The following is a 14,506-nucleotide window of genomic DNA, read 5'->3' as shown; positions in this document are numbered from 1 at the left end:
TTGAAAAAGAATTCATCATGACCAGCCTTCGCGACGCACAACCGGCCCACGCTGCCCACATCATCACCAGCGATGAAGAAGCCCTGCAACTAGCCCACCAGTTGGCAAAGGAATTCGCTCCCGGCGCTGCCGCGCGCGACGCCGAACGCCTCCTGCCCTGGGGGGAAATCGAACAGTTTTCTGCCAGCGGTTTATGGGGCATTACCGTTCCCAAAGAATATGGAGGAGCAGGCGTATCGAACGTGACCCTCGCCGCCGTCATCGCCATCATCGGCGCGGCGGACAGTTCGCTGGCGCAAATTCCACAAAATCATTTTTACGCACTGGAAGTCCTGCGCGTCGGCGGCTCGCCTGAGCAACTGCAATTTTTCTACGCACTGGCGCTGCAAGGCCAGCGTTTCGGCAATGCCCTGGCGGAAATCGGCCACAAGGATTACAAACGACGCACCCATCTCGCGCCGGACGCAGAAAAAGGCGGCTTCCGCATCAGCGGCCGCAAATTCTATTGCACCGGTGCGCTGTATGCGCAGTGGATACCGACGCTGGTGGTCGACCACAATGAAATCACCTTCCTTGCCTTCGTGCCGCGCCAATCGCCCGGCGTCACGATCATCGACGATTGGGACGGTTTCGGTCAGCGCCTCACCGGCAGCGGCTCGGTGGAGTTCGATCAGGTCTGGGTCGATGCCGACTGGGTAGTGCCGTTCAAGGCCTCGTTCGACCGGCCGACCACTATCGGGCCGCTGGCGCAACTGCTGCACGCCGCCATCGATCAGGGCATTGCACAGGGCGCTTACGCCGCCACGCTGGACTTCGTGCGCGCCCATGCGCGGCCGTGGATAGATTCAGGCGACACCCGCGCCGTCGATGATCCGCTGACGCTGGAACGGGTCGGCGATCTGGCCGTGCGTCTGCGCGCAGCAGACGCTTTGCTGCGCCGGGCGGGTCGTGCGGTCGATCAGGCACAAGCGGCACTGAGTGCGGAAAGCGTCGCATCGGCCTCGATTGCGGTGGCCGAAGCACGGGTGCTGACTACCGGAATTTCCTTGTTGGCAGGCACCCGCCTGTTTGAACTGGGCGGCAGCGGCGCGAGCTTGTCGGAACTGAATCTGGATCGTTTCTGGCGCAATGCACGCACGCATACGCTGCACGATCCGGTGCGCTGGAAATTCCACGCCGTGGGCAACTATTACCTCAACGATGTCCTGCCACCGCGCCAGGGAACGATTTAAGGAGCCGCTGAGAAAGACCTGAGCGGGTAGTCAGAGGACGCCAAATCAGCGTCTCCCGGTAGCCCGCTCAGAGGCGTTTTCACCATGCTCACCACGCACCAACCGTGAGTCAACAATGAGTCAACAATGAGTCAACATCAAAAGAAAATCCTGCTGAACGCCTTCAACATGAATTGCGTCAGCCATATCAACCACGGTTTATGGACCCATCCGCGCGACAACTCGATCAACTACAACACGCTGGAATACTGGACGGCGATGGCGCAAACGCTGGAACGCGGTTTGTTCGACGGCCTGTTCATTGCCGATATCGTCGGCGTCTACGACGTCTATCAAAACTCGGTTGACCTGCCTCTGCGCGAAGCGATTCAGTTGCCGGTCAACGATCCGATGATGCTGGTATCGGCCATGGCTGCCGTCACCAGGCATCTGGGATTCGGCATCACCGCCAACCTGAGCTACGAGTCGCCTTACCTGTTTGCGCGTCGCCTGTCGACGCTGGACCATCTCACGCGTGGCCGCATCGGCTGGAATATCGTCACCGGCTATCTGGACAGCGCCGCCCGCGCCATGGGCTTGTCGGGTCAGGCTGAGCACGATCTGCGTTACGACCGCGCCGATGAATTTCTGGAGGTGTTGTACAAACTGTGGGAAGGCAGTTGGGAAGACGATGCGGTCCGGCGCGACAAAGGTGCGCGCCTGTTTGCCGATCCGGCCAAGGTGCATCAGGTGCACCACGCCGGCAAGTTTTATCAGGTGGACGGCTACCACTTGTGCGAACCGTCGATCCAGCGCACGCCCTTGCTGTATCAGGCCGGCACCTCGGCACGCGGCCAACAGTTCACGACGCGGCATGCGGAAGCGATTTTCATTGCTGCGCAAGACAAGGAAAGCACGCGCAAGACGGTGCAGAATTTACGCGCACAGGCAGTCGCTGCGGGGCGGCGCGCCGAAGATCTAAAAATTTTCATCGGTATCGCCGCCGTCGTGGGCGACACGACCCGTCAGGCGCAGGAAAAATTTGACGACTACCGGCTTCACGCCAGTGCCGAAGCCGGTCTGGCGCATTTCGCCAGCAGCGTCGGGATTGATTTCGACCGCTTCGGGCTGGACGATCCTATCGATTATTCCGGCAGCAATGCCATTCAGTCCGCCGCCGGCGTAGCGCAAGCCAAACGCATGACCAAACGCAAGCTGCTGGAGCAGTTTCACCTCGGTAGCCGCTACCCGACACTGGTTGGCAGTGCGCAGGAAGTGGCCGATGAACTCGTGGCCTGGGTCGATGAAGCGGGTATCGATGGCTTCAATCTGAGTCGCACCGTCACGCCGGAAAGCTATGAAGATTTCACCGATCTGGTGATTCCCGAATTGCAGACCCGTGGCCGCTATAAAACCGCCTATCAGGAAGGCAGTCTGCGGCAGAAATTATTTAACGAAGGCGACCGCTTGCCGGCGCGCCATGCCGCTGCCGCTTATCGCCGCCAATGAGGTTGGCATGAATACCGTCATCACTTTTCCTTTTCCCCCACACAGGAGTTATCCATGCAATTGAATAAAAAAATCAACACGACATTGCGCATCTTGCTGCAATCGGCTGGCGCGCTACTGGCGGCCACCACGCTGAGTAGCGCTCTGGCAGCGCCATTGAAGATAGGCGTCACGCCGGGCGCTTATGCGGATTCGGTGCATGTCGCCGCCGCCGAAGCAAAAAAACAGGGCCTCGATGTGCAGGTCGTCGAGTTCAGCGACTGGACCACCCCCAATGTCGCGCTGGAAAGCAAGGATCTGGATGCCAATTATTTCCAGCACAAACCCTTCCTCGATAATGCCATCAAGGATCGCGGCTATCACTTCGCCTATATCGCTACCGGCGTGCTGGCCAACATCGGGCTGTATTCGACCAAGCACAAAAGCTTTGCCGAGATCCCTGTCGGTGGCCGGGTATCGATTGCCAATGATCCGGTCAATCAGGGACGTGGCCTGCTGTTGCTGCAAAAAGCAGGACTGATCAAGTTACGCGATGGTGCCAGTTTTAAATCGACGCTGGCCGACATCATCGACAATCCTAAAAAACTCAAATTTACTGAAGTGGAAGGCCCGCAACTGGTGCGTACGCTCAATGATGTCGATCTGGCGCAAGGCTATCCGCACTTCATCGTCGCCGCCGGCACCATCGACCCAAACAGCGCCTTGCTGCTCTCCGGTATTGATGACAAACAGTTCGCCGTTGGCTTCGTCAGCCGTCAGGACAATGCCACTGATCCGCGCCTGAAAAAATTCATCGAGATTTATCAGCAATCACAGGGCGTGCGCGCTCAGTTGAAAAAATCGTTTGGCAACAGCGATAGGCTGTACACGCTTGCCTGGCTTGCGCATTAAGGAAGCGCTGATTGAGCTACTGCGCGACGCCATCTCAGGACTGCGCGCTCATCGTACTCAAGTACGATTACGCTTCCTATCCTGAGCTTGCGCCGCTCGCTACGCTTGCTCGGGTACTCCTTCATATCGTTTTAGACTTAACGCAGGCGTGACCATTGATCTGGTGGTTTGAGCGATGGATCGCGCCTGCGCCTGTGTGCCTGTCTGTGTTAACGTTAGCGCAGATCAATCAACATTACCTTGAATTAACAGTGGGGATGCTCAAGCCCCATTTTCCAAACGCCATCAATTCCCAAAAGAAATATTCTCATTAACATTTGATGCATTCGTGCAATAATGCACTACATCAATTTTGGCAATTACTGCATTTATTGCCAACTAATCCCAAGCCACATCTGAATTTTCACCATCGCTCCATCTTTACGCTTGGTATTAATCCGCACCAGTCAAGATGTGCCGTCCGTGCTCCATGCCCCTCCTGTCTTTGTTTGTGCGCCAATAAATCATCTGTTTTATCGGTACTGCGGCGAACGACCTCATCGCCTTCATTGCGGTCACAACCAAAATAAAATGTATATTCCCCCATCGCTTACCCAGCAGCAGGCGGCCAGTTTCGATGACGATACCGATGACGGACTCACCTCCGAAGTTGAACCGTTTTCAGCGCTGGCGGCACATATCACGCCAGGGCATACCAGCGAACTCGAAAGTTTCAAAGCCGCTCTGGATGCGCATGCGATCGTTGCCATTACCGATCTGAACGGAAATATCACTTACGTTAATGACAAATTTTGCAGTATTTCAAAATGGAGCCGTAAGGAATTGCTGGGGCAGGATCATAGGATCATCAACTCCGGACACCATCCAAAACAGTTCATGCAACATTTGTGGGAAACCATTCGCACCGGCGAAATCTGGAAAGGCGAGATCAAAAACAAAGCCAAGGATGGTACTTATTACTGGGTCGACACCACGATTGTCCCGTTTCTGGATCACGATAACCAGCCCGTGCAATACGTCAGCATCAGAACCGAGATCACCCGACGCAAACAAACGGAACAACGCATGCTGGAAACCCAGGCAGCGCTGCGGGAATCGGTCGAACACACGCAGACGATTCTGGATAATGTGGCCGATGGCATCATCACCACCGACGAGCTCGGCATCATCAAATCGCTTAATCGCGCCGCTACGAGGATTTTTGGATATACGAGCGGGGAAATTTTAGGCGGCGATGTTGCACAGTTAATGCCGGCATTTCATGAAGATCATACCGATGATCTCCGTCATGACCACGATGCTGACGACGCCCATGTTGTCGACATACGGGGCGAGGTGGAAGGACAGCGCAAGGATGGCAGCCTGTTTCCACTCAGCATCTCGATGTCGCGGATACTGCTGCAAGGACAAGTTACCAATATCAGTCTTCTGCGCGATATCAGCCAGCAACGCGATAGCGCCGAAAAAATTCATCGTCTTACTTTTTACGATGCCCCTACCGGCCTGCCAAATCAATTATTCATGCTCGACCGTGTGGCGCAGGCGATCCTGAACTCAGCCCAGAGCGGTCGGCATGCGGCGCTGCTTTATATTGACCTCGATAATTTCAAGCGGCTCATTGATGTGCTTGACCGCTCTACCGGCGACATACTGTTAAAACAAATCGCCGTGCGTCTGCAATCGTGCGTTACGGCGGACAATATCGGCAGTCTGGGCGAAGACAAATTCCTGATACTGCTAGAAAATTTGAGTACCTCTCAGATTGAAACGGCAACGCAGGCAGAAGTGATGTCCGTCAAAATACTGGATGCGCTGAAACAGCCCTACCGAGTCAATCTCTCCACCTATGAAATCACGGCGAGCATGGGCATCGTGCTGCTCAATAGCGACAGCAAAACCGTCGATGAGCTGATGAAAATGACCCACATCGCCATGCACCAGGCAAAATCTGCCGGACGCAATACGGCGCGTTTCTTTGATCCGGCGATGCAAGCGGCAGCAACCACGTACGCAGAACTCGAACAAGCCTTGCGCACGGGCATCACGATGAACGAGTTCATTCTGCATTATCAGATACAGGTCGACTGCAATGGCAAAGCCGTAGGCGCGGAAGCGCTGGTGCGCTGGAATCATCCCAAACGGGGGATGGTGTCGCCGGCCGACTTCATTCCTCTGGCGGAAGAAACCGGCATCATTCTGCCATTGGGACAATGGGTTCTGGAAAACGCCTGCGCGCAGCTGGCCACCTGGAGCAAGAGGGCCTCCACGGCACACTGGACGATGGCGATCAATGTCAGTGCGCTGCAATTTTCACAAGCCAACTTCGTCAACACGGTCACGGATGCCCTGCAAAAAACAGGCATCAATCCACGCTTGCTCAAACTGGAACTGACGGAGAGCATGCTGATTCAGAATGTCGAAGACATCATCGTCAAAATGAATTGCATCAAAGCGCTGGGCATCAGTTTTTCGCTCGACGATTTTGGCACTGGCTTTTCTTCGCTCGCCTATTTGAAACGGCTGCCAATCGATCAAATCAAGATCGACCAATCGTTTGTCCGTGAGCTCATGACAGAGGATAATAGTAGAACCATCGTGCGCAGCATTCTGGCGCTTGGCCACAGCATGGGATTAACGGTCATCGCCGAGGGCGTTGAAACCGCAGAACAACAAACCCTGCTCAAAAAAATGGGCTGCGATGCGTTCCAGGGATATTATTTCGGACGCCCTGAAGCGGCGCCATTGAAGCAGGAATAATCTGCGCAAGCATAAGGACAGGATCGCGCAGGAGGCAACATGGCGATCGTTTCCTGCGTCTGGTGGGGAAGTAATTCGGGAGAAGTTAAAGAGCCCCGGATTAAGCGACTGCGCGACGCTTAATCCGAGGCTCTTTAATGCTTTCAACATGGCAATCCGGCGGATACTTTCTTCGCCGGATACCACATGCGGGGTACTAACCTTCTTTTTCGTCGTGCTCGGTTTCGGTTTGCACGATGCTGACCGGGTGGCCTTTGCTCAGGCGCCACAGATAGATCGCATAGCCCGATAGGCCATACAGCACGAACAGGCTGAACAATACCTTGGAAGGATCGCTGGTAATCGCTACCAGCATCAGCACCAGCAGCAAGGCGGCAATGAACGGTACCGGCTTGCGGAAGTTGATGTCCTTGAAGCTGTAAAACGGCACATTGGTCACCATGGTGATCCCGGCATACAGCGTGATGATCCAGGACACCCAGCTCAGATCGGTGCCGGCGAAACGCAAGTCATCCATCAGCCAGACAAAACCGGCGACCAGCGCCGCTGCTGCCGGGCTAGGCAAGCCTTGGAAGTAACGTTTGTCGACGACGGCGATATTGGTATTGAAACGCGCCAGACGCAAAGCACCGCCGGCGCAATACACGAATGCGGCCAGCCAACCTAGTTTTCCCATGCCGCGCAGCGACCACTCGTAGACCACCAGCGCCGGTGCCGCACCGAACGACACCATGTCGGACAGGCTATCGTATTGCGCACCGAATTCGCTCTGGGTGTTGGTCATGCGTGCCACGCGCCCATCGAGACTATCGAGCACCATCGCCACAAAGATAGCAATGGAGGCATAGTCGAACTTCAGATTCATCGCCATCACGATGGCATAAAAACCGCAAAACAAGGCAGCGGTCGTGAAGGCATTCGGCAACAGATAAATCCCGCGTCGCCGTCTGACCTTGCGCAGAACTAACTCATCGGCGTCGGTCTCTGCATCCTCGGCGGGGCTGACGTAGGGCTGTGATTTGCCGGCGCGTAAAGCTTTTGCCAGCGACAACTTGTTTCGTTTGGCTTTACGTGGTCGAAAAGGGATCATTTTGTTTAGCGTGTGGGGCGATAGAGGGTGAGGCTTGTCAAAGCGGAGATCAGAATGAAGCTGCATCGGGAATGACGGTTGGTGCAGGCTATTTTAACCGCAACTCCTCGAATCCCTTTAAAAATAGCCTGAGCGCGTGCAGAGCGCTGGCTCAGGCATATCGTTCTTACTTGAAGCGGATTTTGGCAACGGCGTGCAAGTTGAGCGTCGTCTCGCCTCGCTCAAAGCTTGGTTCCGCAACGGCATCCTGCATTGGCGCAGCGCTACGCATCATCATCGCTTTCGGCATGGCACTTTCATTATTGGAGAAATTGCCGGAGCCTTCAAAGTCCAGCGTCTCCAGCGAAGCATCGGCAGGACTACGCCGCATGGCATTGGCCAGTGCGGCAATCCGCTCGTTTAACTTTTGGTAGACGGCATCGATCAGCCCTGCATCCAGGCGTTTGATGGTGCCCGGACTCAAGCCGAATTGCACACCGTTGAGCGTGAGCTGTGCGGTCTGAGCGGCAGCAGTCAGTTTAGGCAAACCATCGAGGTTGGTGCTGGTAACTTGCAGCGATTGCGAAACGCGCCAGCCGGTGACAACACGCGGCTTGCCTGCTGTGGAGGCGGTTTCGTTCGCATAAACCGCATACGTGGCATACGCCACGGTTTTCAGCGATGCCTGCGGATCCAGTCGCTTGAGGGCTTCCGTACCCGCCTTCATTTTCTGATTGACGCGTGAAGCCGCGACCGTTTTGTCCTTATCCTGCTCTTCGACAGAAAAAATGACCTGCGCCTGATCGTTCGCATACGTCAGTTCGCCGGTAGCGGGCAGCACGATCAGGCTTCCCGTCGAACTCAGATTTTGCGCTGATGCGCTAAAGGTCATTGCCATTCCTGCTGCAAGCAAACAATACTTAAATGAAAACATAATCTCTCCTGATATCAGCGTGCGGAAATCCGCGCACATCGAATGAATCGTTGAGTGTGAAGCAAGAGAAGGGAACGCGCAACGGCGTCGTCTTGAACGAGCAGAAATAGAACAGGAACTTGTGTGGGACTGCGGTGGGTTGCTGAGTTAGACAGAAATGCGTAAAGCACCGCTTTGCGCCGTCCTGCGCGGCTCACGCATGCTTGCGTGAGCCAGATGATGCCGACTGGTGGTGCCGCTAGCCGGTTTTAGTTCTTGGTTTGGTCGACCAATTTGTTGGCTTTGATCCATGGCACGCCGGACGGGAATTCGCAAAGCACCGCTTTGCGCCGTCCTGCGCGGCTCACGCATGCTTGCGTGAGCCAGATGATGCCGACTGGTCGTGCCGCTAGCCGGTTTTAGTTCTTGGTTTGATCAACCAATTTGTTGGCTTTGATCCATGGCACGCCGGACGGGAATTCGCAAAGCAGCGCTTTGCGCCGTCCTGCGCGGCTCACGCATGCTTGCGTGAGCCAGATGATGCCGACTGGTGGTGCCGCTAGCCGGTTTTAGTTCTTGGTTTGGTCGACCAATTTGTTGGCTTTGATCCATGGCATCATCGCCCGCAGTTTTTCACCCACAACTTCGATCTGGTGTTCTGCAGTAATGCGACGACGGGACAGCAATGTTGGTGCGCCAGCCTTGCTTTCCAGGATGAAGCTTTTCGCGTATTCGCCAGTCTGGATGTCTTTGAGGACATCGCGCATGACTTGCTTGCTTTCTTCGTTGATGATGCGCGGGCCGGTCACATATTCGCCGTATTCGGCGTTATTCGAAATCGAATAATTCATGTTGGCAATGCCGCCTTCATAGATCAGATCGACGATCAGTTTCAATTCGTGCAGGCATTCGAAATACGCCATTTCCGGTGCGTAACCAGCTTCAACCAGTGTTTCAAAACCGGCCTTGATCAGTTCCACAGTACCGCCGCACAACACTGCTTGTTCGCCGAACAAGTCAGTTTCTGTTTCTTCGCGGAAGTTGGTTTCGATAATGCCGGCACGACCGCCGCCGTTGGCGCTGGCGTAGGACAAGGCGATATCGCGTGCGGAACCGGATTTATCCTGGTACACAGCGATCAGGTGAGGAACGCCGCCGCCTTGTGTGTAAGTCGAGCGCACGGTATGGCCCGGTGCTTTCGGTGCAATCATGATGACGTCGAGGTCGGCGCGCGGAGTGACCTGGCCGTAATGGACGTTGAAACCATGCGCGAAAGCTAGTGTGGCACCTTGCTTGGCGTAAGGAGCGACGTTTTCAGCATAGACCTGAGCGATGTTTTCATCGGGCAGCAGGATCATGATGATGTCAGCGTTTTTGACAGCGTCGTTGACTTCCGACACATTCAGACCGGCGTTCTTTGCCTTGTCCCATGAAGCGCCACCTTTACGCAGACCGACCGTGACCTTGACGCCGGAATCGTTCAGATTTTGCGCGTGGGCATGACCTTGCGAGCCGTAGCCGATGATCGTGACATTTTTATTTTTGATCAGGGACAGGTCGCTATCTTTATCGTAAAAAACTTTCATGAGGATTCCTTTAGTAAATAATTTTAAAAATTTGTTGGTTTATATGGTTTTTTAAATCAGCATTGCTTGAGCGGTATTACCTGAGTGGTGTTGCGTTCGGTGCCGGCGCTGCCTTGCAGGCACCGTTACCTCATACCTTGAGTATGCGTTCGCCACGGCCTATGCCGGAACTGCCGGTACGAACCGTTTCCAGGATGGCGCTACGTTCAATCGAATCGATAAAAGCATCCATCTTGCTTTTGTTACCGGTCAATTCGATGGTGTAGGTTTTTTCCGTCACATCAATAATACGGCCACGGAAAATATCTGCCGTCCGCTTTATTTCTTCGCGCTCCTTGCCGACTGCACGGACCTTGATCAGCATCAGTTCACGCTCGATATGCGCGCCCTCGGTGAGATCAACCACTTTGACCACCTCGATCAGGCGATTCAAGTGCTTGGTAATTTGTTCAATCACGTCGTCCGAACCGCTGGTCATGATGGTCATGCGGGACAGGGTCGGATCTTCGGTTGGTGCAACCGTCAAAGTTTCAATGTTGTAACCACGGGCGGAAAACAGGCCAACTACACGCGACAAGGCGCCCGCTTCGTTTTCCAGCAGTACAGAAATAATATGGCGCATGGTTACAGATCCTCCGAACCCAAGAGCATTTCAGTGAGGCCTTTGCCCGCCTTGACCATCGGCCAGACGTTCTCGGTTTGATCGGTGATGAAGTTCATGAACACCAGCTTGTCCTTCATGGCAAACGCCTCTCTGACGGCACCATCGATATCGGCTGGGTTTTCGATCTTCATCCCGACGTGACCATAAGCCTCAACCAGTTTGGTGAAATCGGGCAGCGAGTCCATATACGATTCGGAATAGCGCGAACCGTAATCAATTTGCTGCCACTGACGCACCATGCCGAGGAAACGGTTGTTCAGCAGAACGATTTTCGGCGTCAGGTGGTATTGCTTGCAGGTTGCCAGTTCCTGGATGCACATCTGGATCGACGCTTCACCGGTAATGCAGGCGACCGTCGCGCCGGGGTTGGCTTTTTGCACCCCCATCGCATACGGCAGGCCGACACCCATGGTGCCCAGGCCGCCTGAGTTGATCCAGCGGCGCGGTTTGTCGAAGTTGTAATACTGCGCTGCCCACATCTGATGCTGGCCCACATCGGAGGTAATGAAGGCGTCGCCTCCGGTTACTTCCCATACTTTCTGCACCACTGCTTGCGGCTTGATCACGGTATCTGAAAGAGCAAATTTCAGGCATTCGCGCCCGCGCCATTGATTGATTTGCTCCCACCAGGAGGCGAGAGCAACGGTATTCGGCTTGGCTGCGCTCGCATCCAGTTGCGCCAGTAATTCCTGTAGCACATCCTTGACGTTGCCGACGATAGGAATATCGACCTTGACGCGTTTGGAAATCGACGAAGGGTCGATGTCGATATGAATGATCTTGCGTGCATTGCTGGCAAAGTGTTTGGGATTGCCGATCACGCGATCGTCGAAGCGCGCACCGATGGCAATGAGGACATCGCTGTTCTGCATCGCCATGTTGGCTTCATACGTTCCGTGCATGCCCGGCATGCCGACGAATTTGTCGCTCGACGAGCGATAGCCGCCCAAACCCATCAACGTGTTGGTGCAAGGGAATCCCAAACGATCCACGAGTTGATTGAGTTCCGGCGCGGCATGCGCCAGGATCACGCCGCCGCCGGTGTAGATCATCGGCCGCTCGGCGCTCAGCAGCAATTGCAATGCTTTGCGGATTTGCCCTGAATGGCCTTTATCTACCGGCTTGTAGGAACGCAGCTCAATGGTTTTCGGATACTCGAAAACGCAGGTGTGCATCGTGATGTCTTTGGGGATATCGACTAAGACCGGGCCGGGACGGCCGGTTTTGGCAATGTAGAACGCTTTTTTGATGGTCGCCGCCAGGTCCTTGACGTCTTTGACCAGAAAATTGTGTTTGACGCAGGGGCGGGTGATGCCGACGGTATCGCATTCCTGGAACGCATCCTGTCCGATCGCGCCGGACGGCACCTGTCCCGAAATGACCACCATCGGGATCGAGTCCATGTAGGCGGTTGCCAATCCTGTTACCGCATTGGTCACGCCCGGACCGGAAGTTACCAGCGCGACGCCGATCTTGTCGGAACTGCGCGAATAAGCATCGGCAGCGTGAACGGCGGCCTGCTCATGACGAACGAGAATATGCTGGAATTTGTCCTGCTTGCCGATTGCGTCGTATATATACAATACCGAGCCGCCGGGATAGCCGAAGACGTGCTCAACACCTTCTTCGACGAGACAACGGACGAGGATTTCTGCGCCGCTGATGGGAGTACTGGTTTCTGCATTCATGCTACTTCCTTTCAAGATCCATAGGAGATTGATCGGATGCTCTCGCCTGGCGAAACCACAGTGCACAGCATCCTTCCGGCATCCCTTCTTTGTGCGGTCACGCCATTTCTGAGCCTCAACCGTAGTGAGGTTTGAAATGCCGCTCAACGCGACTCGTTCAGCCTGAATGTAATGCGGTGCGCTACTGACTTCTCGCGCTTTTGGCGCGGGTTAGAACAAACAGCTTTGTTATCAGCGTGGCCTGAACAGCAGCAAACTTGTGTGTTGCAACTGCAGGCCTAATTTCCGCCCCAGATCTGAGGCGGAACGTAACGGTAATCTCTGACCACCCTCAAGGTCAAGTTAATTTAGTAAAAAATCCTTATAAATCAAGATCAAACACGCATTTTTGACAAACTTTTACACAAAGTTGGGGTTTTTTGCTAGCATGCGCACAGATCAAGATACCCGTCGGGATGAAAATCCAGTCAGAGAGTTCAGGTCACCTCCCCCCACTTATTCTCTGCCGCGCGATCACACGCTGCGACGTATTGCATGGCAACTGACAAAGAATTATCAGATTTCCTCGAAAATGTAGAACGGCGTGCTTTCAAGCAGGCCGTCTATGCGGTGCGAAAAGACGAAGTAGCGCTGGATATTGTCCAGGACGCCATGATCAAACTGGCTGAAAAATACGGGCACAAGACGGTAGCCGAGCTGCCGCCGCTGTTTCAGCGCATCCTCCAAAACACCATTCATGACTTTTTTCGCAGAGAGAAAGTCCGCAACACCTGGGTCACGCTGTTTTCCAGCATGGGTGGGCGAAACAATGATGACCAGGACGAATTCGATTTGCTCGAAGCCTATGAGTCTGAAGAAGGCTCACAAGCAGCCGAATCGAGCGCTACCAAGGTAGAACGCGAGCAGACGCTCAACATGATCGATAAAGAAATACAAAAACTGCCGACACGTCAACGGGAAGCCTTTTTGATGCGTTATTGGCAGGACATGGATGTCGCGGAGACCGCCACCGCAATGGGGTGCTCCGAAGGCAGCGTCAAAACACATTGCTCTAGAGCAACGCATGCCTTGGCAACAGCCCTGCGAGCCAAAGGAATCAGCTTATGAAAAACCAACAAATTCAGTTCGCGTACCGCGTACGTCACGCGCTGGACGCCAACCTTGATAATTTACCGACGTCGGTCACCGAACGTCTGGCTTCGTCGCGCAAAATTGCGATTTCAAAGAAAAGAGCCGATTCTCCTGTTCGCGTTGTTGCCGTGCAAATGCAAGCTAATGCATTGGGTAGCGGCACCATGGGTTCATTTCAATCGCAATACTTTGACTTATTTTCCTGGATGAAACGCTTCGGCGTTGCAGCCCCCTTGCTGGCGGGCATTTTATTGTTTGTCGGTCTGTATGAGCATGAACACCAGCAGCGGATCGCAGCGCTTGCTGAAATCGATACCGGCGTATTGACCGATGAGCTGCCTTTGTCCGCTTATCTGGATCATGGATTCAGCGCCTACCTGTCAAAACAAGCCGAATAATAATGAACCGCGCACCCACTTCCTGGCCACTTCTCGCACTGCGTCAAGCATTTGCGACAAGCCGCTGCGTGCGCGTTGCACTATTGCCGGTGATCGTCGTATGCATGACAACCTGTATTGTCGCTGCACAGACCGCGCCTGCCGTGCAAGCGCATGGCACAACGGCGGGATTGCCGATCGCCAAGCAAGCCAAGAAAATCGAAGCTACCAAGCCAGCCTGGTCTGAACTAACGCCAGCTCAAAAACAAGGCTTGGCCCCACTGGCTGCCGAATGGGACAAAATCGAATCAAGCCGTAAAGAAAAATGGCTGGTTATCGGCAATCGCTATGCCAGCATGACGACGACCGATCAACAGCGCGTACAGGAACGCATGCGCGAGTGGCTGAAACTGACACCGGGACAACGCAAGGCCGTGCGAGAAAACTACTCACGCGCACAAAAGCTGGATGCAGAGCAAAAAAATACTCAGTGGAAAGAATACCTGCAACTGTCAGAAGAGCAAAAAAGGAAATTTTCGGAGTCGAAACTCCCTAAAAATGCGGCTGGCTTACCATCGCTGCCCTCCCGCAGCTCCCGTGCCATACAACTCACGCCGGAACCGGATCTGAGCCAGGCCAGTGCATCACCGTCAACGCAGCCGTTGCAGACAGAAAAATAGTCTGCCAAGTTGGATACGCTCCTAGCCCCC

12 protein-coding genes are annotated in these 14,506 nt (G+C 54.5%); 7 read left to right on the top strand and 5 right to left on the bottom strand.

The window, feature by feature from the left end:
* Positions 1-17 precede the first annotated feature (17 nt).
* From RGU70_RS09010 to RGU70_RS08995, 4 genes are all read left to right on the top strand, one after another.
* On the top strand, positions 18-1,232 hold the full coding sequence (locus tag RGU70_RS09010) for an SfnB family sulfur acquisition oxidoreductase (RefSeq protein ID WP_322209064.1): 1,215 nt from the start codon (positions 18-20) through the stop codon (positions 1,230-1,232).
* A 126-nt stretch (positions 1,233-1,358) separates the two neighbouring features.
* On the top strand, positions 1,359-2,720 hold the full coding sequence (locus RGU70_RS09005; RefSeq protein WP_322209063.1) for an LLM class flavin-dependent oxidoreductase: 1,362 nt from the start codon (positions 1,359-1,361) through the stop codon (positions 2,718-2,720).
* A 54-nt stretch (positions 2,721-2,774) separates the two neighbouring features.
* Positions 2,775-3,611 (top strand): MetQ/NlpA family ABC transporter substrate-binding protein, encoded by an 837-nt coding sequence (locus RGU70_RS09000; protein ID WP_322209062.1) that lies wholly within the window; start codon positions 2,775-2,777, stop codon positions 3,609-3,611.
* A gap of 570 nt (positions 3,612-4,181) precedes the next feature.
* Entirely contained in the window at positions 4,182-6,368 is a 2,187-nt protein-coding gene (locus RGU70_RS08995) for an EAL domain-containing protein (protein WP_322209061.1), read from the top strand.
* A gap of 196 nt (positions 6,369-6,564) precedes the next feature.
* Here the strand turns inward: RGU70_RS08995 and pssA are convergent, their stop codons facing one another.
* The 5 genes from pssA to RGU70_RS08970 form a co-directional block, all read right to left on the bottom strand.
* Entirely contained in the window at positions 6,565-7,458 is an 894-nt protein-coding gene (gene pssA, locus RGU70_RS08990) for a CDP-diacylglycerol--serine O-phosphatidyltransferase (RefSeq protein ID WP_322209060.1), read from the bottom strand.
* A 166-nt stretch (positions 7,459-7,624) separates the two neighbouring features.
* Entirely contained in the window at positions 7,625-8,329 is a 705-nt protein-coding gene (locus tag RGU70_RS08985) for an SIMPL domain-containing protein (RefSeq protein ID WP_322209059.1), read from the bottom strand.
* A 590-nt stretch (positions 8,330-8,919) separates the two neighbouring features.
* A complete protein-coding gene (gene ilvC / locus RGU70_RS08980) occupies positions 8,920-9,936 on the bottom strand; it encodes a ketol-acid reductoisomerase (RefSeq protein ID WP_322209058.1) in 1,017 nt (338 codons plus the stop codon).
* 130 nt (positions 9,937-10,066) lie between these two features.
* Entirely contained in the window at positions 10,067-10,558 is a 492-nt protein-coding gene (ilvN, locus tag RGU70_RS08975) for an acetolactate synthase small subunit (protein WP_322209057.1), read from the bottom strand.
* 2 nt (positions 10,559-10,560) lie between these two features.
* Positions 10,561-12,288, bottom strand: coding sequence for an acetolactate synthase 3 catalytic subunit (locus RGU70_RS08970; RefSeq protein ID WP_322209056.1), 1,728 nt, complete (start codon positions 12,286-12,288; stop codon positions 10,561-10,563).
* 534 nt (positions 12,289-12,822) lie between these two features.
* Between RGU70_RS08970 and RGU70_RS08965 the strand changes: the two genes are divergently transcribed.
* From RGU70_RS08965 to RGU70_RS08955, 3 genes are all read left to right on the top strand, one after another.
* A complete protein-coding gene (locus RGU70_RS08965) occupies positions 12,823-13,395 on the top strand; it encodes an RNA polymerase sigma factor (protein WP_322209055.1) in 573 nt (190 codons plus the stop codon).
* A complete protein-coding gene (locus RGU70_RS08960; protein WP_322209054.1) occupies positions 13,392-13,817 on the top strand; it encodes a DUF3619 family protein in 426 nt (141 codons plus the stop codon). The genes RGU70_RS08965 and RGU70_RS08960 overlap by 4 nt, the downstream gene beginning before the upstream one ends.
* Before the next feature lie 104 nt (positions 13,818-13,921).
* Positions 13,922-14,476 (top strand): DUF3106 domain-containing protein, encoded by a 555-nt coding sequence (locus RGU70_RS08955; RefSeq protein WP_322209053.1) that lies wholly within the window; start codon positions 13,922-13,924, stop codon positions 14,474-14,476.
* Positions 14,477-14,506 lie beyond the last annotated feature (30 nt).

Source organism: Herbaspirillum sp. RTI4 (assembly GCF_034313965.1).
Lineage (GTDB): Bacteria > Pseudomonadota > Gammaproteobacteria > Burkholderiales > Burkholderiaceae_D > Herbaspirillum.
Note: the sequence above shows the minus strand (reverse complement) of the source record. Positions and strands in the feature narration are given on the sequence as shown.

What these genes read in the sequence shown, in the direction of transcription:
- RGU70_RS08955 (WP_322209053.1), top strand. Translation starts at nt 13,922, where the DNA reads ATGACAACCTGTATTGTCGCTGCACAGACCGCGCCTGCCGTGCAAGCG.
- RGU70_RS08970 (WP_322209056.1), bottom strand. Translation starts at nt 12,288, where the DNA reads ATGAATGCAGAAACCAGTACTCCCATCAGCGGCGCAGAAATCCTCGTC.
- RGU70_RS09000 (WP_322209062.1), top strand. Translation starts at nt 2,775, where the DNA reads ATGCAATTGAATAAAAAAATCAACACGACATTGCGCATCTTGCTGCAA.
- pssA (WP_322209060.1), bottom strand. Translation starts at nt 7,458, where the DNA reads ATGATCCCTTTTCGACCACGTAAAGCCAAACGAAACAAGTTGTCGCTG.
- ilvC (WP_322209058.1), bottom strand. Translation starts at nt 9,936, where the DNA reads ATGAAAGTTTTTTACGATAAAGATAGCGACCTGTCCCTGATCAAAAAT.
- RGU70_RS09010 (WP_322209064.1), top strand. Translation starts at nt 18, where the DNA reads ATGACCAGCCTTCGCGACGCACAACCGGCCCACGCTGCCCACATCATC.
- RGU70_RS09005 (WP_322209063.1), top strand. Translation starts at nt 1,359, where the DNA reads ATGAGTCAACATCAAAAGAAAATCCTGCTGAACGCCTTCAACATGAAT.
- RGU70_RS08985 (WP_322209059.1), bottom strand. Translation starts at nt 8,329, where the DNA reads ATGACCTTTAGCGCATCAGCGCAAAATCTGAGTTCGACGGGAAGCCTG.
- RGU70_RS08960 (WP_322209054.1), top strand. Translation starts at nt 13,392, where the DNA reads ATGAAAAACCAACAAATTCAGTTCGCGTACCGCGTACGTCACGCGCTG.
- ilvN (WP_322209057.1), bottom strand. Translation starts at nt 10,558, where the DNA reads ATGCGCCATATTATTTCTGTACTGCTGGAAAACGAAGCGGGCGCCTTG.
- RGU70_RS08965 (WP_322209055.1), top strand. Translation starts at nt 12,823, where the DNA reads ATGGCAACTGACAAAGAATTATCAGATTTCCTCGAAAATGTAGAACGG.
- RGU70_RS08995 (WP_322209061.1), top strand. Translation starts at nt 4,182, where the DNA reads ATGTATATTCCCCCATCGCTTACCCAGCAGCAGGCGGCCAGTTTCGAT.